This window comes from Streptomyces sp. NBC_00273 (assembly GCF_036178145.1).
In the GTDB taxonomy this organism is placed as follows: domain Bacteria; phylum Actinomycetota; class Actinomycetes; order Streptomycetales; family Streptomycetaceae; genus Streptomyces.
On sequence record NZ_CP108067.1, the window covers coordinates 8,435,245 to 8,454,556 of the forward strand.

15 protein-coding genes and 3 pseudogenes are annotated in these 19,312 nt (G+C 73.9%); 6 read left to right on the forward strand and 12 right to left on the reverse strand.

Going from position 1 to position 19,312, the window contains the following annotated elements; all coding sequences use genetic code 11:
* Positions 1 to 72: 72 nt before the first annotated feature.
* The gene (locus OG386_RS37665; protein WP_328791834.1) at positions 73 to 1,368 is read right to left on the reverse strand and encodes a streptophobe family protein; all 1,296 of its coding nucleotides are present in this window, start codon (positions 1,366 to 1,368) and stop codon (positions 73 to 75) included.
* A 93-nt stretch (positions 1,369 to 1,461) separates the two neighbouring features.
* Here OG386_RS37665 and OG386_RS47060 point away from each other — a divergent pair.
* A pseudogene (locus tag OG386_RS47060) lies at positions 1,462 to 2,745 on the forward strand (DUF6777 domain-containing protein); the annotation flags it as partial.
* A 534-nt stretch (positions 2,746 to 3,279) separates the two neighbouring features.
* Here the strand turns inward: OG386_RS47060 and OG386_RS37685 are convergent.
* Positions 3,280 to 3,528, reverse strand: a complete 249-nt coding sequence (locus tag OG386_RS37685; RefSeq protein ID WP_328791835.1) for a hypothetical protein — start codon at positions 3,526 to 3,528, stop codon at positions 3,280 to 3,282.
* A 125-nt stretch (positions 3,529 to 3,653) separates the two neighbouring features.
* Here OG386_RS37685 and OG386_RS37690 point away from each other — a divergent pair, with 125 nt between their 5' ends.
* The 3 genes from OG386_RS37690 to OG386_RS37700 all read left to right on the forward strand — a co-directional run bounded on the left by OG386_RS37690 (position 3,654) and on the right by OG386_RS37700 (position 7,817).
* On the forward strand, positions 3,654 to 4,829 hold the full coding sequence (locus tag OG386_RS37690) for a sensor histidine kinase (RefSeq protein WP_328791836.1): 1,176 nt from the start codon (positions 3,654 to 3,656) through the stop codon (positions 4,827 to 4,829).
* A 99-nt stretch (positions 4,830 to 4,928) separates the two neighbouring features.
* Positions 4,929 to 5,597: a response regulator transcription factor gene (locus OG386_RS37695; RefSeq protein ID WP_328791837.1), complete on the forward strand. Its 669-nt coding sequence runs from the start codon at positions 4,929 to 4,931 to the stop codon at positions 5,595 to 5,597.
* Between the two features lie 150 nt (positions 5,598 to 5,747).
* On the forward strand, positions 5,748 to 7,817 hold the full coding sequence (locus tag OG386_RS37700) for a SpoIIE family protein phosphatase (protein ID WP_328791838.1): 2,070 nt from the start codon (positions 5,748 to 5,750) through the stop codon (positions 7,815 to 7,817).
* A gap of 272 nt (positions 7,818 to 8,089) precedes the next feature.
* Here OG386_RS37700 and OG386_RS37705 read toward each other — a convergent pair whose 3' ends face one another.
* The 3 genes from OG386_RS37705 to OG386_RS37715 form a co-directional block, all read right to left on the reverse strand.
* Positions 8,090 to 10,084: an ABC transporter permease gene (locus OG386_RS37705; protein ID WP_328791839.1), complete on the reverse strand. Its 1,995-nt coding sequence runs from the start codon at positions 10,082 to 10,084 to the stop codon at positions 8,090 to 8,092.
* Between the two features lie 152 nt (positions 10,085 to 10,236).
* Positions 10,237 to 11,031 (reverse strand): molybdate ABC transporter substrate-binding protein, encoded by a 795-nt coding sequence (modA, locus tag OG386_RS37710; RefSeq protein ID WP_328791840.1) that lies wholly within the window; start codon positions 11,029 to 11,031, stop codon positions 10,237 to 10,239.
* Positions 11,032 to 11,188: 157 nt separating this feature from the next.
* Entirely contained in the window at positions 11,189 to 11,584 is a 396-nt protein-coding gene (locus OG386_RS37715; RefSeq protein ID WP_030730138.1) for a TOBE domain-containing protein, read from the reverse strand.
* Positions 11,585 to 11,719: 135 nt separating this feature from the next.
* Between OG386_RS37715 and OG386_RS37720 the strand changes: the two genes are divergently transcribed.
* Positions 11,720 to 12,106, forward strand: coding sequence for an RNA-binding S4 domain-containing protein (locus tag OG386_RS37720; RefSeq protein ID WP_327387022.1), 387 nt, complete (start codon positions 11,720 to 11,722; stop codon positions 12,104 to 12,106).
* An 86-nt stretch (positions 12,107 to 12,192) separates the two neighbouring features.
* Here OG386_RS37720 and OG386_RS37725 read toward each other — a convergent pair whose 3' ends face one another.
* From OG386_RS37725 to dhaK, 3 genes are all read right to left on the reverse strand, one after another.
* Complete coding sequence (locus tag OG386_RS37725; protein WP_328793503.1) at positions 12,193 to 12,585, reverse strand: PTS-dependent dihydroxyacetone kinase phosphotransferase subunit DhaM; 393 nt, start codon at positions 12,583 to 12,585, stop codon at positions 12,193 to 12,195.
* Between the two features lie 77 nt (positions 12,586 to 12,662).
* A complete protein-coding gene (gene dhaL / locus OG386_RS37730) occupies positions 12,663 to 13,277 on the reverse strand; it encodes a dihydroxyacetone kinase subunit DhaL (protein ID WP_328791841.1) in 615 nt (204 codons plus the stop codon).
* Between the two features lie 51 nt (positions 13,278 to 13,328).
* Positions 13,329 to 14,333 (reverse strand): dihydroxyacetone kinase subunit DhaK, encoded by a 1,005-nt coding sequence (gene dhaK / locus OG386_RS37735; protein WP_328791842.1) that lies wholly within the window; start codon positions 14,331 to 14,333, stop codon positions 13,329 to 13,331.
* Between the two features lie 814 nt (positions 14,334 to 15,147).
* Here dhaK and OG386_RS37740 point away from each other — a divergent pair.
* Positions 15,148 to 15,240 (forward strand): annotated as a pseudogene (locus OG386_RS37740) (MSMEG_1061 family FMN-dependent PPOX-type flavoprotein); the annotation flags it as partial.
* A 163-nt stretch (positions 15,241 to 15,403) separates the two neighbouring features.
* Here OG386_RS37740 and OG386_RS37745 read toward each other — a convergent pair.
* The 4 genes and pseudogenes from OG386_RS37745 to OG386_RS37760 all read right to left on the reverse strand — a co-directional run.
* Positions 15,404 to 15,637: pseudogene (locus OG386_RS37745) on the reverse strand (DNA polymerase III); the annotation flags it as partial.
* 460 nt (positions 15,638 to 16,097) lie between these two features.
* Positions 16,098 to 16,721, reverse strand: a complete 624-nt coding sequence (gene thpR, locus OG386_RS37750) for an RNA 2',3'-cyclic phosphodiesterase (protein ID WP_405786362.1) — start codon at positions 16,719 to 16,721, stop codon at positions 16,098 to 16,100.
* Between the two features lie 26 nt (positions 16,722 to 16,747).
* A complete protein-coding gene (locus OG386_RS37755) occupies positions 16,748 to 18,031 on the reverse strand; it encodes a vWA domain-containing protein (RefSeq protein ID WP_328791844.1) in 1,284 nt (427 codons plus the stop codon).
* Positions 18,028 to 19,302: an AAA family ATPase gene (locus OG386_RS37760; RefSeq protein WP_328791845.1), complete on the reverse strand. Its 1,275-nt coding sequence runs from the start codon at positions 19,300 to 19,302 to the stop codon at positions 18,028 to 18,030. The genes OG386_RS37755 and OG386_RS37760 overlap by 4 nt, the downstream gene beginning before the upstream one ends.
* Between the last annotated feature and the right edge of the window lie 10 nt (positions 19,303 to 19,312).

The following is a 19,312-nucleotide window of genomic DNA, read 5'->3' on the forward strand; positions in this document are numbered from 1 at the left end:
CCGCTTGGCCCGCTTGGCCCGCTTGGCCCGCTCGGGCTGCTCGGGCCGTTCCGCCTACTCGTCCTGCCCGGCCTACTCGGGTGTCGCGCGGGTCGTGGCGGCCGGTTCGTCGACCCGGCCGCCACGGTGCAGTGGACGGGCCAACAGGGCGCCCAGGAATCCCGCCACCGCGCCCCACAGGAGCCCGAGACCGACATTGCGCCACAGCACGGGCTGCAGGTGGACCTGGCCGCCGAGGCCGTCCACCTCGCCGATGCCCAGCAGGGAGAGTCCGAACTGGGCCTGGATCCGGCCCAGCAGGCAGACCGTCAGGGTCGCCAGGGCCAGGGCCACGCCCAGGTGGAGGGCGTGCTGCCAGGGGCGGACGTGGGCGGGGGAGCGTACGGCCGCCAGTACGCCCGTGCCGAGCAGCAGGACGGCGGCCACCACCACCAGCCACCAGGCCCGGGAGTCCTGCTCCGCGAGCGCGGACACGTCGATCCGGGACGGGTCGGAGCCGCGCAGGACCTGGTCCAGCAGCTGCGGCATCGGCAGTCCGAAGGGTCCCTCGACATTGCCCTCCCAGGCGCCGCCGAAGCCCAGGGTGAGCGCGAGCCAGACGAGGTTCGGCAGCCCGAGCAGGATCACGGCCAGGGTCCGGTCGGCATGGCCCTGGGTGACGGCCACGACCGCGCCGACCCCGATGCCGAGGACGACGTAGGCGAGGAGCAGCAGCATCGTGGCGAAGGCGGCCGGGCGCAGTGCCGTGTGGAAGCGGACCAGCCGGGCCGGGAGCGGGGCGCGCCGCGAGACCAGCAGGGCGATCACCAACAGGCCGAGGATCCAAAGCAGTCCGTACAGGAGGGTGGCCGGCAGGTCGGCCTGGAAGCCCACCGTGGGCGCGGAGTCCAACAGTTCGGTGATGGTCCCGATGGGGGAGTCGCCGGTGGAGATGCCGAACGTCTCGCTGGCGAGGAAGGCGGCGCCGGTCAGGGCGAGCAGCCACAGTACGACCAACGGGACCGCACGGCCGATGAGTTCGCGGGGCCGGGCCACGGCCCGGTTGTGCAGGGGGCGCAGGAAGAGGTAGCCGGTCACGAGGGCGCCCGCCAGACTCACCGATAGGGGGACCGCCGAGAGGTTCACGTCCGCCCCCGCCAGCGAACCGGCACCGGCCGACACGTCCAGCGAACCGCCTGCTGCCATCACCACGACCGCGGCGACCACATGCGGGAACGCGCCGCCCGGAAGGTCGCCCGCGCCCGCGCACAACAGCCCGGCGGCGGCGACCGCGGTCATCACCACGAATCCCGCGACGACGGCGACGAGGGCGTCCCGCCATGCCCTTGCGGAGCCCCCCGACGATGACGATTCCGGCGTCCGACTCACCCTGCCACCGTGACATCCCCGGCTTGCGGGCACCACCCGGACGGCGCACACAATGGTCCCCGGGGAACTCACTCCTCCTGGGAAGAAGAGCCCGTGACCACACAACCCTCCGGCCGACCGCCGTCTTCAGGACGCCCCACCGGGCCGCCATCGGGCCCGCTCTCGGGCGGGCAGCAGGGGCCTCCGCCACCGCCTCCGTCGGCGCCGCCGGGTGGCCCTGGTGGGCCGGCCGGGCCGGCCGGGCCGGCCGGGCCCGGAGGCCCGGGTCAGGGACCGGTCGGAGGGCCCTGGTGGCGCTCCGTGCCACGGCTCGTCACCGCGCTGGTCGCGGTGGCGGCGGTCGTGGCCCTGGCCGTGGTCCTCACCCGGCCCGGCGGGAAGGCCGACAACGCCGGCGGCGAGGTGTTCCTCCAGCCGGTCGCCGCTTCCGGCCCCGACCCCTTCACGGAGTCCACGGTGGTGAAGGGCGCGCCGCCCCCGCCGGAGAGCCCGCCGCCGTCTCCCCAGGGCACGGTCAGTCCGAGCGCCAGCCCGACCGGGCCGGTGGGTACCAGGAGCGTCAGCGGTTCCGCGCCGGGCGTGTACGGCGGCACCAGGAACGTCGCCAGCTGCGACGTCGAGAAGCTGATCGGATCGCTGGGCGCGGACCCCGCCAAGAACGCGGCCTTCGCCCAGGCGCAGGGCATCCAGCCGGCCGCGGTTCCCGGTTACCTCCGCTCCCTCACCTCGGTGCAGCTGCGGATGGACACCCGGGTGACGAACCACAGCTACCGGGACGGCAAGCTCGTCCCCTACCAGGCCGTGCTCCAGGCCGGGACGGCCGTGCTGGTGGACGACCGGGGAGTGCCGCGGGTGCGCTGCGCGTGCGGCAACCCGCTCGGTCCGCCGGTGCCGCTCAAGGCCGCCCCGAAGCGCTTCGGGCAGACGTGGCCCTCGTACCAGCCGGCGAAGGTGGTGGCCATCGCACCGGCGCCGACCGTCATCAACAAGATCGTGATCTACGACCACCGCGACAACCAGTGGTACGAGCGCCCCAAGGGCGGCGACCACCAGGGCGGCAAGCCCAAGCCCGACCGGCCGATCCCGCCGCCGCCGGTCCCGACGCCGCCGCTCACGCCGCCTCCGTCAGCGACGACCCCGAACCCGTCCGTGACCTCGCCGAGGCCGACCCCGTCGGGGACGTCCCCGAACCCGAGCACGTCCGTGACGACGCCGACACCGTCGAAGTCGCCGTCGAAGTCCCCGTCCGAGTCGCCGTCGAAGTCGCCGTCGAAGTCGCCGTCGAAGTCCCCGTCCGAGTCGCCGTCGAAGTCGCCTTCGGAGTCGCCGAAGAAGACCCCTTCGGAGTCTCCGTCGGAGTCACCGAAGAACTCTCCGTCCGAATCACCGAAGAAGACTCCGGCCGAGTCACCGTCGGAGTCATCGTCGGAGACTCCGAAGAAGACCCCGGCCGAGTCACCTTCGACGGCGCCGTTGAAGCCGTCCGAGGAATCGAAGTCACCGTCGAAGCCGGCTTCGGAGACGCCCTCGAAGCCGACCTCCGAGCCGTCCGCGCAGTCACCGACGCCGAAGTCCGCGCCCGCGACTCCCGCATCCCCCACGGCTCTGGCGCCTCCCACGGCTCCGGCGACTTCGAGGTCTTCCGCGCCGCGCCCGCCGACGTCGGCCGCCCCCCAGCGCCCGACCGCTCCGCCGCCGCCCACCGCGCAGAAGCAGTCCGAGCCCCCGCCGCCGTCGGCTCAGCAGCCGTCCGCTCCGCAGCAGGAACCGCCCCGGACGGCCCCCCAGCAGCCCGAGCCCGAGCCTGAGGGCCCGGCCCAGGAAAGCTGACCGCTCCCGTACGTGACCGCGCCCCCTCCCCGAGCGGGGAGGGAGGCGCGGTCACGGGGCACCGCCGCAGCGGACCGGTGATCAGGCGCGGTCGCGGCGGGTGAGCGTGTCGCCCGCGACGCCCACCGCGAGGCCGAGGGCGATCATGACGATGTAGCTGTAGACCTCGTAGCCGTCGGGGGCGAGGAAACGGAGGAAGCCCATGAAGCGGATCCAGCCGAACCACTCGTACAGCAGGCCGCTCGCGCCACCGACAGTGAGGATGAAGCACAGCGCACCCGTGACGGTGGCCAGTGGGGACTTCGGGGACTTCGGCGAGGTGGAGGTCATGCTCCGACGTTAGGAGCCGCGCGCCGGGCCGGACATCGGCCTTAGGGCTCCCGCGCTCGTACTTAAGTATGCGTTGCGGGGCGCGGACGCCCGCTCCCGCGCCCGGACGCGTAGGTTTCCGGGACATGCGCCGTATCCACCGCACTCGTCGGGACTGGGCCGCCGACCTGGCCCTGTTCCTCTTCGCCGCCTGTTTCGCCGCTGTCAGCTCGCAGTCCATCCCGGTCGCGGAGGGCCTCGGCCCGGGCTGGCGGGCCGCCGACCAGGTGGCCGGCGGGCTCGGGTGCGCAGCGGTCCTGCTGCGGCGGCGCGCGCCGGTCCAGTTGGCCGTGGTGCTGCTCCTGGCCGGCAGCGTGGCGCACTACCTGACCGGGCCGGCGATGGTGGCGGTGTTCACGGTGGCGGCGACCCGGTCGTGGAAGGCCACGGCATGGGTGGCGGCGCTGGTCTTCGGACCGCTGCCCCTCTTCCTGTGGCAACTGCCGGACATGTCCGAGGAGCGGGCCGGTTCGGCCGTGACGTACTTCGCCCTGATCGCCGGAGCCATCGGGTGGGGGTTGTTCCGGCGGTCCCGGCAGCAGCTCATCGCCTCGCTGCGCGAGCGCGCCGAACTGGCCGAGGCGGACGCGGAGTCGCGGGCCGAGCGGGCCCGGATGGAGGCCAGGGAGGAGATCGCCCGCGAGATGCACGACGTACTCGGCCACCGGCTGTCGCTGCTCAGCGTGCACGCGGGCGCCCTGGAGTTCAATCCCGGCGCCCCGCGGGCGGAGATCGAGCGGGCAGCCGGGGTGATGCGCGAGAGCGCCCACCTGGCGCTGCACGACCTGCGCGAGGTGATCGGCGTACTCAGGGCGGGGCCGGGTACGGGGCCCGCGGAGGGCGGCGAGCGCCCGCAGCCGGAACTGGCGGACCTCCCCCGGCTGGTGGCGGAGGCGAGGGCGGCGGGCGGACGGATCGAGCTGGCCGGGCCGCCCGAGGGGGCCGCGCCGCCGCCCCTGGTGGGGCGTACGGCGTACCGGATCGTGCAGGAGGCGCTGACCAACGTGCGCAAGCACGCGCCTGGCGCGGCAGCCGACGTGCGGGTCACCGGGAGCCCGGGCGACGGGCTGATGGTGGAGGTCAGCAACGCTCCGCCGCCCGGACCGGATCCGGCCCGGGGCACGGTTCCCGGGCCGGTCGAAGGCGGCGGGCAGGGATTGATCGGGCTGGCCGAACGCGCCCGGCTGGCCGGTGGGGAACTGACGGCGGTCCCCGCCGGCGGCGGGTTCCGGGTGCGGGCCTGGCTACCCTGGCAGGGCTGACCGAGGGACAAGCACGAGACCACGGAACACAAGACCTCAAGACAGCAAGACAGCAAGACACAAGACAGCAAGACACAAGACAGGAAAGACGGGGCGCCGGTGATCCGCGTACTGCTGGTCGATGACGACGCGATCGTCCGCGCGGGGTTGCGCCTGATGCTGGGCGGCGCCCCGGACATCGAGCTGGTCGCGGAGGCCGCGGACGGGGCGGAGGTGCCCGATCTGGTCGCCGCGCACGGACCGCACCTGGTGCTGATGGACATCCGGATGCCCGGCGTCGACGGGCTGGCCGCCACCGAGCGGCTCCGGGCGCAACCGGGAGCGCCGGAGGTGCTGGTCCTGACCACCTTCCACACCGACGCGCACGTCCTGCGCGCACTGCGGGCCGGAGCGGCCGGGTTCCTCCTCAAGGACACCCCGCCGCAGGAGATCGTGACGGCCATCCGGACGGTGGCCGCCGGGGACCCGGTGCTCTCCCCGGCCGTCACCCGCCGGCTCATCGACCAGGTGGCGGGCGACTTCGGCGAGGACACCCGGGCGACCGCCGCCCGCGCCCGGCTGGAGCTGCTGGCCGGGCGCGAGCGGGAGGTGGCCCTGGCGGTCGGGCGGGGCCTGTCCAACGCGGAGATCGGACGGGAGCTCCACCTGGCGCTGCCCACGGTGAAGACCCACGTGTCCCGGATCCTGACCCGGCTGGACCTCAACAACCGCGTTCAGATCGCCCTGTTGGTCCATGACGCGAACCTTTCGGGCGGCGGACGGCGCTGAACCCCGCGGCCGTAGGCTCCTTTGGTGCCGCGGCCGTTCCCCCGCCGACCGCACCGCCGGTGGCGCTCCCGCCGGCGTGTCGGGCCGGGCACGGAGGGTGTCCGGGATTCCCGCAGGGACACCGGCGGGCGGGAGTGAGACCCTGGCTGCATGGCCCGTAGGTCAGAGAACTCCGACGTCGGCTGGCCCGCGCGGCCGGACACGAGCCTGGCGCTCAATCGCATGGGCACCTTCGACTGGGACCTCGACAACGGTCGGATGCATCTCGATCCCACCGCCCTCGAGGTCATGGACCTGCGCCCGGACGAATACGACGGGACCCCCGGCGGGCTCCGGATCCGCCTCGCCCCCGGTGAGGAGGCCCGGCTCGACACCCGGGTCGCGCAGGCGATCAAGGACGGCCGAAGCCACTACGGGGCCTACGTCCGCAGCCGACGGCGCGACGGTTCGTCGGCCTGGACCCACATCCAGGGGCACATCCTGCGGGACCCGTCCGGTCGCGCGTACCGCGTCATCGGGATCCTCCGCGACGCAGCCCACGACCCCGGCGAGCCCGGTGCCGAGGGTGAGGAGATCGAGGGGCGGCGCCGGATGACCGGCGTCGTGGAGCGGACCACCGCCATCCTCGCCCACGCCCGCACCGTCAACGACGTGACCGACATCCTCAAGGACCCACAGGCCCTCGGCCACCTCGGAGCCGTCAGCGTGATGCTGGGCGTCGTCGACGGCGGCCGCATCCACCTGGTCGCGGAGGGGCAGCTCGGCACGTACGTGCCCGAGATCGAGTACACACGGATCGACGCGCAGCTCCCGATGAGCGAGGCCGTGCGCACCATGCAGTCGGTCTTCCTCGTCTCCCGGGAGGAGTTCCAGCAGAGCTACCCGGATCTGTGGCCGTACATCGAGCCGCTGTCCGTCCGTAGCGGCGTCTACCTCCCGCTGATCGCCCAGGGGCGGCCCATCGGGGCGCTCGGGCTGCTCTACACGCGGGACGGCGATTTCACCACCGAGGAGCGGAACCTGCTGATGGCCCTCGGCAGCGGCGTCGCGCAGAGCCTCCAACGGGCCATCCTCTTCGAACAGGAGCACGACCTGGCCGAGGGGCTCCAGCGGGCCATGCTGCCCCGCCGGATCCCGGACGTGCCGGGCGCGCGGATCGCCGTACGGTACCGGTCCGCGCGGATGGGCCGGGACATCGGCGGCGACTGGTACGACGTGGTCCCGCTCGGCGAGGGCCGGGTTGGGGTGATGATCGGCGACGTCGAGGGGCACGACACGGACGCGGCCGCCGTCATGGGGCAGCTGCGCATCGTGATGCGCGCCTACATCGTCGAGGGGCACACGCCGGGCGCGGCGATGGCCCGGGCCTCGGCCTTCCTGCGCGAGTTGGAGACGGAACGGTTCGCCACCTGCACCTACGCCGAGGTGGACCTGACCACCGGGATGGCCCGGATGGTCCGTGCCGGGCACCTCGACCCCGTCGTGCGGCGCGGCGACGGCAGCGTCCACCGGGTCCAGGTGGCCGGCGGGCTGCCGCTCGGCCTGCCGCCCCGCGAACAGCCGGGCACCGGCTCGGGCTACCCCGTCACCAGCCTCGAACTGCACCCCGGGGACACCCTGCTGCTGTGCACCGACGGCCTCATCGAACGCCCCGGCGCCGAGCAGGACGCCGGCATGCGGGAGCTCATGGCGGCGGTCCACAGCGGCCCGATCGACGTGGAGGAACTCGCCGACGTGCTGTGCGACCTGGTCGGCGACGCGGGCGGCGGGGACGACATGGCCATGCTCGTACTGCGCCGCCGCGGCACCCCCACCGCGCGCGGCGGGGGTCCGCTGCAGCAGCGCCTGGAACCGGGTGACACGAAGGCCCCGGCGCTGGCCCGGCACCTGATCCGGGCGGCGGTGGCCGCCTGGGGAGCGCGGCACCGGGCCGACGAGATCGAACTGGCCGCGGACGAGCTGATGACCAATGCCCTGGTCCACACGGACGGCGGCGGCCACGTCAGCATGCGGCTCACGGCGCAGGGCCGGATCCGGATCGAGGTCGAGGACGGCAGCAGCGCCTTGCCGAGGCGGCGCGAGGCGGGTGACTGGGCGGTCTCCGGGCGCGGGCTGATGCTGGTGGACCGGCTCGCCGACGAGTGGGGCGTGGAGCCCCGGGGCGGTGGGAAGTGCGTCTGGTGCGAGTTCGCCCTGGCGGCCCCGGAGGACGCCGGCTAGGTGGTGTCCGGGAATCCACGGCGGATCAGCCCGCGGCGTCAGGTGCGGTGCAACGCCCCCGGCTACTGCGGGGAGGGGCCCCGGCGGAGGGGGCGCCCCCGTACCGGGCGCGTTCGGGTGCTCCGACGACGTGGCGAGGTGCCGTAGCCGGCGCCGTTCGCCCGCCGGGGACTGCGGGAGCGCCCGGAGGACCGTGGGCCGTGGGCCGTGGGCCGTGGGCCGTGGGCCGTGGGCCGGGCGCCCGGAGCCCGGCCCACGGCCGCCCCGTGCTGTCAGAGGCGCACCAGCGTGACCTCGGTGGCCTTCACGCTCGTCCACACCGCGGCGCCGTCCACGATGCCCAGTTCGGCCGCGGCGTCGGGGGTGATCTCGGCGACCAGGTCGGGCACCTTCGCCGAGGCGATCAGCACGCGCAACCGGCTGCCGACCGCGGTGATCTCCCGTACGGTGCCCGGCCAGACGTTGCGGGGGCTGCCGCCCGGGCGGTCCCGGTGCACCGAGACCGCCTCCGGAGCGATGATCGCCAGCGCCTTCGCCCCCTCGGGCAGCGTCTCGGCGACCACCAGCCGACCGCCGGCCGCGAGGGCGAGCCCGTCGGCCGACGCGGTGCCCGGCCAGGCGTTGCGCCCCAGCATGCGGGCCACCCACGGGGAACGCGGGTGCCGGGTCACCTCGGCGGGCGGCGCGTCCTGGAGGGCCCGGCCGTGGGCCAGTACGAGGACCCGGTCCGCCAGGGAGACGGCCTCGACGGGATCGTGGGTGACGATGAGGCAGACCCCGCCGAAGCCGGCCAGGTGGGTGCGCAGGGTGTGCCGGACCCGGGCCCGGGTGGTCTGGTCGAGCGCGGCCAGCGGTTCGTCCAGGAGCAGGAGCCGGGGGCGGGCGGCCAGCGCCCGGGCCAGGGCCACCCGTTGGGCCTGGCCGCCGGAGAGCTGCGCCGGCTTGCGGTCGGCGAGGTGCAGGACGCCCAGCCGTTCCAGCCAGGCCCGGGCCTCGCGGCGGGCCCGCGCGCGCGGCACCCCGCGGGCGCGCAGCCCGTACGCGGTGTTGGCCACGGCGGTCAGGTGCGGGAACAGCGCCCCGTCCTGCGGTACCCAGGCCACCTGGCGCCGGTGCGGGGGCAGGGCCGTCACGTCGTCGTCGCCGAGCCGCAGTTCGGCGTGGGCGCGCGGGGTGAGGCCGAGCAGGGCGCGCAGCAGGGTGGTCTTGCCGGCGCCGTTCTCGCCGACCACGGCGATGGTGGTGCCGGGTTCTGCATCGAGGGTGAGCTCGTTGAAGCCGGTGACGGTGGCGTGCAGGGGCCAGCGGCCGCTGTCGTGGGGCAGCGCGGCGTCGCCGCCGTGGGTGACGGTGGCGCGGGCGTCGGAGGCGCGGGCGTCGGAGGTGTGGGCCTCTTCGGGGATCGGCGTCGAAGCGGCCTCGCGGGCCACCGGGGTGCCCGTCCAGCGGCCGCGCAGGGCGATCAGTACGCCCATGGCGATCGTGAGGAGCAGCAACGAGACGGAGGTGGCGGCCTCGGGCTTGTCCTGCAGCAGCAGGTACACCTGGAGCGGCAGGGTCTGGGTGGTGCCGGGCAGGTTGCCGGCGAAGGTGATGGTCGCCCCGAACTCGCCCAGTGCGCGGGCCCAGGTCAGCGCCGCACCGGCGATCAGGCCGGGGGCGACCATGGGCAGGGTCACCGTGAAGAACACCCGGACCGGCGAGGCGCCGAGCGAGGCGGCGGTCTCCTCGTAGCTCTGCTTGAGACCGCCGAGGGCGCCTTCGAGGCTGATCACCAGGAACGGCATGGCGACGAACGTGGCCGCGACGACGGCGCCCGACGTGTGGAAGGGCAGGGTGATCCCGAAGGTGCCCTCCAGCCAGGGGCCGAGCAGCCCGCGCCGGCCGAAGCCGAGCAGCAGGGCGACACCGCCGACGGTCGGCGGCAGCACCATCGGGAGCAGGACGAGGGAGCGGACCAGGGCCTTGCCCTTGAACTCCACGCGGGCCAACAGCCAGGCGAGCGGTACGCCGAGGAGCAGCGAGAGGGCCAGGGCCCACAGGGACACCAGGAGCGAGAGCTTCAGGGCCTCGACCACGCCGGGGCTGGTGAGGTGGGTGCCGAGTTCGCCCCACTGGGTGCGGACGAGGATGCCGATGAGCGGCAGCAGCAGGAACGCGACGGCGAGCAGCGCGGGGAGCGCCAGGGCCAGTGGGGGCCGGGTGCGGGCACGGGTACGGACGCGTATGCCGCTGGGCGCGCCGGCTCGGCTGCGGAGTCTGCTCATGAGGGTTCCTGGCTGGGGTGTCGGCTGTGGGGGAGCGTGAGCGGCCGGGCGGCCGGCGCTGGGTCCGGGGGCCCGGCCGCGAGAACGCCGAGAGGGGCTGCCTGTCCCCCCGGTTCAGGCAGCCCCTCAGGGAGTGCGGGTCCGACCGGCGGTCACGCCTTCTGGAAGCCCGCCTCCTGGAGGATCTTCTGCGCCTCGGGGGTGCTCAGCCAGGCCACGAAGGCGGCCGCTTCCGTGGCGTTCTTGGACTGCTTCAGCGTGGCGGCCGGGTAGGAGGCCACGGCGTTCTGGTCGTCCGGGATCTCGACGGTGACGACCTTGTCGCCGGACTTGGCGGAGTCGGTCTTGTAGACGAGACCGGCGTCGGCCTCACCGAGCTCGACCTTGCTCAGCACGGCACGGACGTTGGGCTCCTGGGAGACCGGCTTCACCTCGATCTTCTGGGCGTCGAGGATCTGCTTGCTGTAGCGGCCGACCGGGACCTCGGGCGCGGCGAGCACGACCTTGATCTTGGTGTCGGCGAGGTCCTTGAGCTCGTCGATCTTGAACGGGTTGGCCTTGGTGGCCGCGATGACCAGGCGGTTCTTGGCGATGATCGTGGCGTCGCCGGTCTCGGCCTTCAGCCCGTCCATGGTCTTGGTGTCGGCGGTGACCAGCGCGTCGGCCGGGGCGCCCTGCTTGACCTGGGCCGCGAGCTCCTGCGAACCGGCGAAGGAGAAGGTGATCTTCGTGCCGGGGTGGGTCTTCTGGTACTCCTCACCCGCGGTCTTGAAGACGTCGGTGAGGGAGGAGGCCGCCAGCACCGTGAGGTTCACGGCCTTCGGCTCGGGGGTGGTCTCGGGGGCGGCCTTGTCGTCGCTCTTGCCGCCACAGGCGGCCAGCGGCACGAGCAGGGCGGCGGTCAGCGCGGCGGCGGCGGTACGACGGCGGGTCGTGATCGGGGACATGAGCAGGTGCTCCTCGGTCGGGTCGGCGGCCGGCCTGCTGCCGGAACCGCGCGGTGGTGACCCGCGCCGGTGACGGGCGGAGCGGGTGGGGACGTTCGGTGATGTTGAGCGGGTGGTGCGGGGGACCGCGGGTGGTCGGCGGGCGGCGCCGTCCGGATCAGGTGCGGTCGATGTGCACGCTGGTGGACTTCACGCGGGCGGTGGCCTGCATGCCGACCTCCAGCCCGAGCTCCTCGACGGCCTCACGGGTGAGCAGGGAGACCAGGCGGTGGGGACCGGCCTGGATCTCGACCTGGGCGGCCACGTCGCCGAGTTTGACGGCCGTGACGATGCCGGGAAAGGCATTGCGCGCCGAGGTGTACGGTTCCCCGTCCTCGAGGTGGGCGCCCTGGCCCACCTCGACGGAGAAGGCGGCCAGGTCGCGTCCGTCGATCAGGCGTCGGCCGCCTTCGTCGCGATGGGTCACGACCCGGCCGGCGTCGGCCCAGCGGCGCGCGGTGTCCGGGCTGACGCCCAGCAGACGCGCCGCCTGTCCGATGGTGTAGGACTGCATGGGCGACAACGTATGGGTACGTGTGGCGCATTTGCAATTCTCTTGGCCTGATCTCCATGGCAGATGCAATACTTCTTGGCGCATCTGCCAAAAACTCGTTCCGTTCTGCCGTGCCCGGCTCGCTAGAGTCGGGACATGGCTGATGAGGGAACGGGAACGGGCACGGTACGGGTCGACGCGTGGATCTGGTCCGTGCGCCTGACCAAGACCCGCTCGATCGCGGCGACCGCCTGCCGGGCGGGCCACGTGAAGGTCAACGGGGAGCGCGCCAAGCCGGCGCAGCCCGTGCGCGCGGGGGACGAGGTACGGCTCTTCCACGCGGGGCGCGAGCGGATCGTCGTCGTCAAGCGGCCCGTGTCCAAGCGGGTCGGCGCCCCGATCGCCGCCGAATGCCTGATCGACAACAGCCCGCCGCCGCCCACGCCCGTGGAGGCCGCCGTGGTCGGCATCCGCGACCGGGGGGCGGGCCGCCCGACGAAGCGCGAGCGCCGCGAGATCGAAACCCTCCGCGGGCGCCCGTAGGGCCGCTGGGCCAGGTCGGCCTGCCCGCGGCTCCCGCGGTCAGGCCTTGCGGTCGGTCGGCCCTTCCGGTCGGTCGGGCCCTCCGGTCAGACCTTGCGGTACGTGTACGCGTCGGCGGCGGCCGCCGCGACCGCCGCCAGCGGGGCTCCGGTGGACGCGGTCACGACCGCCGCCACCGCGCCCTCGACGAACGGTGCGTCCAACAGCAGCGAGTCGGGCGGGAGTTCGTCCTCCATCAGGAGGGCCTTCACCGTCAGCACCGAGCTGCCCAGGTCGGCCAGCAGAGCCACCCCGGCGCCCCGGTCCACCTCGCGGGCGGCCGTGAGGATCCGCTCCGTGCTCGTGCCGAGGCCGCCGACTGCCGTGCCGCCCGCCGCGGCCACCAGGGCCACGGGTCCGCCGGCCGCCAGCTCGCGCGCCAGCTCCGCCACCGCCTCCGCGACCAGTGCGCTGTGCGAAACCAGCACGATGCCGACCAGGGCCGGGCCGGGGGCGGATCCGGGGGCGGATCCGGGGCCGGAGTCGGAAGGGGAGTCGGGCGCCGCGTGCTCGCCGGTCACCGCGCGCCCGCCGATTCCGCCACGTCCGCCAGCGCCCCCAGCAGCAGCGCCGACGAGGTCGCCCCAGGATCCTGGTGGCCGATGCTCCGCTCGCCCAGGTAGCTGGCCCGCCCCTTGCGCGCCTGCATCGGAACCGTCGCCAGCGCCCCGTCCTCCGCCGCACTCCCGGCCGCCCGGTACGACGTACCCAACGCGGCCACCCCCGGCACCAGCGCGTCCAGCATCGTCTTGTCCCCCGGCGCCGCACCGCCCAGCTGCGCCACCGCCCCGACCCCCTCGGACAGTGCCTCGCGCAGCTGGGCGTCGGACACCTCGGCCGACTCCCCGAGCGCCTTGCCCGTGCGCCGCAGCAGCGTCCCGTACAGCGGTCCCGACGCCCCGCCGACCGTCCCGATCAACGTCCTCCCGGCCAGCTGGAGCACCGCGCCCGGCGCCGCCGCCGGCGGCTCCGCCTCCAGGGCGGCGAGCACGGCCGTGAACCCCCGCAGCAGATTGCTCCCGTGGTCGGCGTCGCCGATGGGGGAGTCGAGCTCGGTCAGCCGGTCCGCCTCCCGTGCCACCGCGGCCGCGGCGGCCGCCATCCAGCGCCGGAAGAACTCTGCGTCACGCACCGGATCTCCTCGCCTCGCACCCGTCTGGCCAGTCCCACCGACACCATACGTTCACAGCCCCCAGCGCAGCGCCGCGGTCCGGACGGGCGCGTCCCACAGCCGCAGCACCTCCTCGTCCGCCCGGCACAGCGTCACCGAACACCCCGCCATGTCCAGCGACGTGACGTAGTTGCCGACGAGCGCCCGTGCCACCGGCACACCCCGCTCGGCCAGCACCCGGGCCACCTCCGCGTGGAACCCGTACAGCTCCAGCAGCGGTGTCGCCCCCATCCCGTTGACCAGTGCCAGCACCGGCCCGTCCGCCGGACCGATCCGGGCCAGCTCCTCCAGTACGGCGCCCACCGCCACCTCGGCGATCTCCCGCGCCGACATCATCGGGCGCCGCTCCCGGCCCGGTTCGCCGTGGATGCCGATGCCCAACTCCAGCTCCCCGTCCGGCAGGTCGAAGGTCGGGCTGCCCTTCGCGGGAGTGGTGCACGCGCTCAGCGCCACCCCGAAACTCCGCGAGCACGCATCGACCTGCCGGGCGAGCGCGGCGACCCGCTCCAGCGGCGCCCCCTCCTCGGCGGCCGCCCCGGCGATCTTCTCGACGAACAGGGTGGCCCCGGTGCCGCGGCGCCCTGCGGTGAACAGGCTGTCGGTCACCGCGACGTCGTCGTCGACCAGGACGCGCTCGATCCGCAGGCCGTCCTCCTCGGCGAGCTCTGCGGCCATCTCGAAGTTCAGCACGTCCCCGGTGTAGTTCTTGACCACGAACAGCACCCCCTGGCCGGAGTCCACCGCCGCGGCCGCCCGCACCATCTGGTCGGGCACCGGCGAGGTGAACACCTCCCCGGGACACGCGGCCGACAGCATCCCGTACCCCACGAACCCGGCGTGCAGCGGTTCGTGCCCGGACCCGCCCCCGGACACCACCCCGACCCGCCCGCCCGACCGCGCGTCCCGCCGTACGACCACCCGCCGCTCCACGTCGACGTCCAGTTCGGGATGGGCGGCCGCCATCCCGCGCAGGGCGTCGGTGACCACGGTCTGCGGGCTGTTGATCAGCATTCTCATGGGCATCTCCCGGTGAGGCTACAAGGTGACCCTCTGAGCAGTGTCTTTGCAGGTCAGAGTGGTTGAGTCCTGATGTTGATCTCGGTGGTCGAGTGCGTCTGAAAGCGGGTTCTGGCGGTATTGATGCTGACCAACTGCTGACTTCTGTGATGACCCGTCAGGCGCCATGACGACTGCATACCGCTCGCTCCGACGGTAGGGCAGCCCACCCCGCAGCGACAGGCAGACGGTGGTCCCGGGCGTGGCACCCGGCTCAGGTCGAGCTGGCGGTGCCGCGCACGGTGGCCATGGCGATCGCGCTCGGCGTCGCGAACTCGAGGCTGCGCCGAGCAGCCAAGGCCATCTCGGGGCGGTCCCTGCCGTCGCAGCGGCTCAAGCGCTCAAGACGTTCGGGAACTGGAGCAAGCAGCCGAGGCGTGCGATCCGTCGGTGGAGTGCGTGCGTGGTCGTCTGCTGGTGGCACAGCAGTTGAACCCACGGTGACCAGCGCAAACGGCAGTACGTACGGCTCCTTGGAGGGGGCTGGTCCGGACATGGTCCGGATCCTGGTCCCGGCGGCCTTCGGGCGGAGGCGATGCGGAGGTGATGGGGTGGGGTGGGACGTTCTGAGAGTGATCGGGAGGGGCGAGCTGTCGCACGGGGCAACCGAGGCGAACCCGAGCTGCGTACGGCCGTCGGATGCGGCCCGGCGCAGCTGTTGGAGCGGCTTTGCGGCGGCCTCGATCACACGACGCGCCACCCTCGTTCACAGGGCCGGGTCGGATGGCGGAGGGCAGGCGCAGGCACCGTGCGGCGGATTGCGGCGGCGGCCGCGTCGCTTCTGTGCAGCTGGGCTCGGAGGCCGGAGCAGTGGCTCCCGGCGGACGCCCAGCCGACCTCGGCCGAGGTGACAATGGCCCGGCTGCGATGCCGCAGTGTGCGGCGCGGAGGCCCGGCCGGGTCGGCGGCTGTCCGCCCTTCCTTCCGGTCCCGGGCGAAAGCAGTCCTCCGCCCGCCTGGGAACACGGCCGGCCCCGCCACAGCCCGTTCCCCCGGTCACGGGTGTTTGGCGCCGCCTGTCTGCGCTTCATGAGCAGTTCGGTGGTCAGGCCGTGCACGTGTACGGGGCCCGGGTCGCAGCCGGGGTTCAGCAGGGTCGTGAACTCGCCCGTCTGTTGACCGTCCGGCCCGAGAGTCACCACGGCGATCGACAGCACCCGGTCCCGCCTCGGTATCAGGCCCGACGTCTCCACGTCCACCAGTGCCCAAGGAAAGGCGTAGCCGTTCGGATCAGCAGCGTTCAAGACGCTGGAAGCGAGAGTCATAGGAAGAACAACTATCCGGCCCGTAGGTCACTCTCAACCTGAATGCCGAGATTTCCCTTCCGTAACCAGATGGCCGCTGCGGCCGCCCGTGCTGAGCGGTCCGCCGAAGAGAGCGCGGGCAGCTCCCCAGTAGAACAAGCACACCACGAGGCCCGCGCCACAATCCGGTGAGCCCGGCAGTCGCCACGCTCACTCGCCGGCGCCGTCCTGACGATCCTCATCGGCCAGGACGCGGCCAACGCGGGCCTTCTGACCTGCGGCCGCGCCAAACCAGGGCATGTTGATCAGCATCCTCATGCCGCTCCATCCGGTCTTCCGGCGGGTGTTCGGCTCGGGCTGGACCACCGGCGGACCCTCGCGGGCGGTCCGTCCGTCGCCACGATACGAGGCCGGGCGGCCCACCGGGAGGAAGCCGTGGCGCGAACCCGTGGCGGTCCCGCGCGCGGCGGCGACGCCGGTGTCAGGCGCCGCCGCCTTCGAAGGGCCAGGCCTGGATGTCGCGGTAGTGGATGGGGCCGGGGCCGCGGCCGGTGTTGCTCCCGACGAGGTGGAGGCGCCGGGTCTTCCACGGGCGGCCGGTGAACGCGTCGAGTCCGGTGGCGGCCTCCACCGCGCTCGTGGTGTCGTGGCGGCGGGAGCGCGCCAGTGTCAGGTGGGGGCGCAGGGGCCGGCCGTGGAAGGGGATGCCGCAGTCGGTGACCGCGGCGCGCACCTCGGAGGCGAGGAGGTGCAGCCCTTCGAGGTCTCCGTCGATCCCGGTCCACAGGACCCGCTCGTCGAAGTGCCCGCCGCCGCGCAGCGCGAGCCGCAGGGGCCGCCGGGCCCGGGCGAGCTCCGCGAGCGGCGGCCGCAGGAGTTCGAGGGCGGTGACCGGGAGCTCGCCGAGGAAGGCCAGGGTGATGTGCCAGTCCTCGATGCGGTTCCATCGCATGCGCGGGTACGCGGCGTAGGTCGGCTGCAGCCGCTGCTCCAGCTCTTCCTTCGCGTCGTCGGGCGGAGCCAGCGCTATGAACACGCGGACGGTCGCTGCCTGGGTCTTTTCGTTCACGAGGTCTTCGTATCCTGTCCGGGCACGTTCCGTCATCTCCGGTCCGGCCCGGTGGATGCCGGTCAGCGGGCGCCCGGGGACCCGATGGTCACCACGCGGGCCCAGGCGGGCGGGGAGTTCGGCACGTAGTCGGGGTCGTCCTCGCGCCAACGGCTCCCCCGGTCCCGGTGGAAGATGCCCACCACCGTGCGGCACGGCGGTCGCGTGTCCGGCCAGGCCGTCTGCCCGTCCGTCAGGACCACGATCACGTCGGGCCGGGGTCCCGTACCGAGGGCCTTGGCGAATCCCGTGCGCAGATCCGTTCCTCCGCCACCCAGCAGCGGGATGCCCTCGCCGCTGCACAGCGGGTGCACGATCCGGGCCGCCGCATCGCACGGCACCACGCTGACCAGGTCGCTACGGCCGCCCACGGCGCGGGCGATCGCGGCGACCTCCAGCAGCGCACTGCCCAGCTCGTCGTCGCTGACCGAACCGGAGGTGTCGATGACCACGCAGACCCGGGGCGGTCTGCGCCGCAGGCTCGGGAGCACGGCGCCGCGCAGCGCGGTCGAGCGCCGGGAGGGCCGGGCGTAGCTGTAGTCCTCGCCCGCGCCCGCACCGGAGGCCGCCGACCGGACCGCAGCGCCCAGCAGCTCCCGCCAGGGCTGCGGCGGGTGGAAGGCCTCCTCGGCCCACCGCCGCCACCCCGCGGGTGCGCTCCCCGGACGGCCGTTGATCCCCTGCGCCACCCGGAACCGGACCGCTTCCTGCTCCTGCGCGCCGAGGCCGTGCGCGCCGTCCGGCCCCAGGTCCCACTCGCGTTCCAGACCGTCGGCGCCGCTGCCGCAGTCCAGCCAGACCAGCTCCTGCGTCCGCGGTCCGAGCCTGAACTGCCGCAGGTAGTCCTCCATGAGCTCGCCCGGGGGCAGCCCCAGGTCCTGCGGCGTCAGCGCCCCTTGGGGACGTACCAGCCCCTCGCCGTACGCGTCGTCGTTGATCTCGCAGTCCGCGGCGATGTTCATCCGCAGCCGTTCGCCCGGGCCGGTCAGCCCGCGTTCCCGGGCGACCCGGTCACCGCGTCCGTGGTGGTCGCGCAGCAGGTGGGACACCTCGTGGACCCAGACCCCGGCGAGCTCCTCCACCGGTGTCCGGTCCACGAACCCCGGCGAGACGTAGCACCGCCAGTGGCGGTCGACGGCCATCGTCGGCACCTGCCGCGACTCCACGGCGTGCAGGGCGAACAGCGCCGTCGCCAGGTAGGGCCGGACCCGGGCGGCCTGCAGCCGGGCCGCGAAGAGCTTGTCGAGGTCCAGCGCCCCCGCCGGCCGTGCCCCCGCCCGCCGCGTGCCCGTCGTCGGTGCGCTCATCGGCCGGCCCCCACCGGGTCCCCGGTCCGGGCCGCCGCCCGCTCCTGCGACAGGTCCGCCCGCCGGGACAGGGCCACTACTCCGGCGAGCCGCTCGATCGACTCCGGTACGTCCCAGTCCTCCTGGCGCAGCGCGGCGAGGGTGGTCGCGGGGACGACCACCAGGTCGGGGGCTCCGGTCTCCAGCGCCCGGACCAGCAGCGCCCACGCGGCGTCCCAGCGGGACTTGTCCGGGCGCTTGCGGACCGCCGCCACCACTGCGTCGAGCGTGGCCTGGCGCCGGTCTCCCCGTTCGGGCAGGTCGGCGCCGGCCGGGTCGGCGAGCAGCTCCTCGGGGTCCGGCAGGTCCATCCGGTCCAAGGAGGCCAGCAGCTCCAGCCCCGGACCGTCCCCCACCGTGCCCCTGACCAGTAGGGAGAGCACCTCCCTGGAGGAGCCGGCCGCGTGGGCGAAGGCGAGCAGACGTATCGTCATGTCCCAGCTGCGGGGTGACGGCCAGGCGCCTCCCCGGCGGGTCTCGGTGCTGGGCAGCCGGTGCACGAGCGCGGGGCGGGTGGTGAGGAGCCTGCACACCGCCCGGCGGGCGCGGTCCACGGCCGCCGGAAGCTTCCCGGAGTCCAGGCGCGGCAGGGTCGCCCGGGGCCAGGTCCCGCCGAGCCCGCGCAGCACGACGTCGTGGTCGTGGGTCCACTGGAGGTGGACGAACCGGTTGGCGAGGGGCGGGCTCAGCTCCCAGCCGTCGGCCGCCGAGCCCCGCGGGTTGGCGGCGGCCACGATCCTTACGCCGGGCGGCAGTTGAAGCGAGCCGATCCGGCGTTCGAGGACGAGGCGGAGCAGGGCGGCCTGGACGGCCGGCGGCGCCGTGGACAGTTCGTCCAGGAACAGCAGCCCGCGTCCGGCCCGTACGAGTCGCACGGCCCAGTCCGGCGGGGCCATCGGAACGCCCTGTTCGGCGGGATCGTCTCCGACGACGGGCAGGCCGGAGAAGTCGGACGGCTCGTGCACGCTGGCGATCACGGTGGTCAGGGGTAGGTCGAGGCTCTCGGCGAGCTGCGTCAGGGCCGCCGTCTTGCCGATGCCGGGCTCACCCCACAGGAGCACCGGCAGGTCGGCGGCCACGGCCAGGGTCAGGGCCTCCAGTTGGTCGTCGGGGCGCGGTTCGGTGGTGGTGTCGCGCAGCAGGGCCAGCAGTTGCTCGGCGACGTCGAGCGCGGAGGGGGCGTCGAGCGGGGAGGGGGTGTCGGTGGTCGTGAACGGGGTGTGCGAGGGCATGGGTGATCAC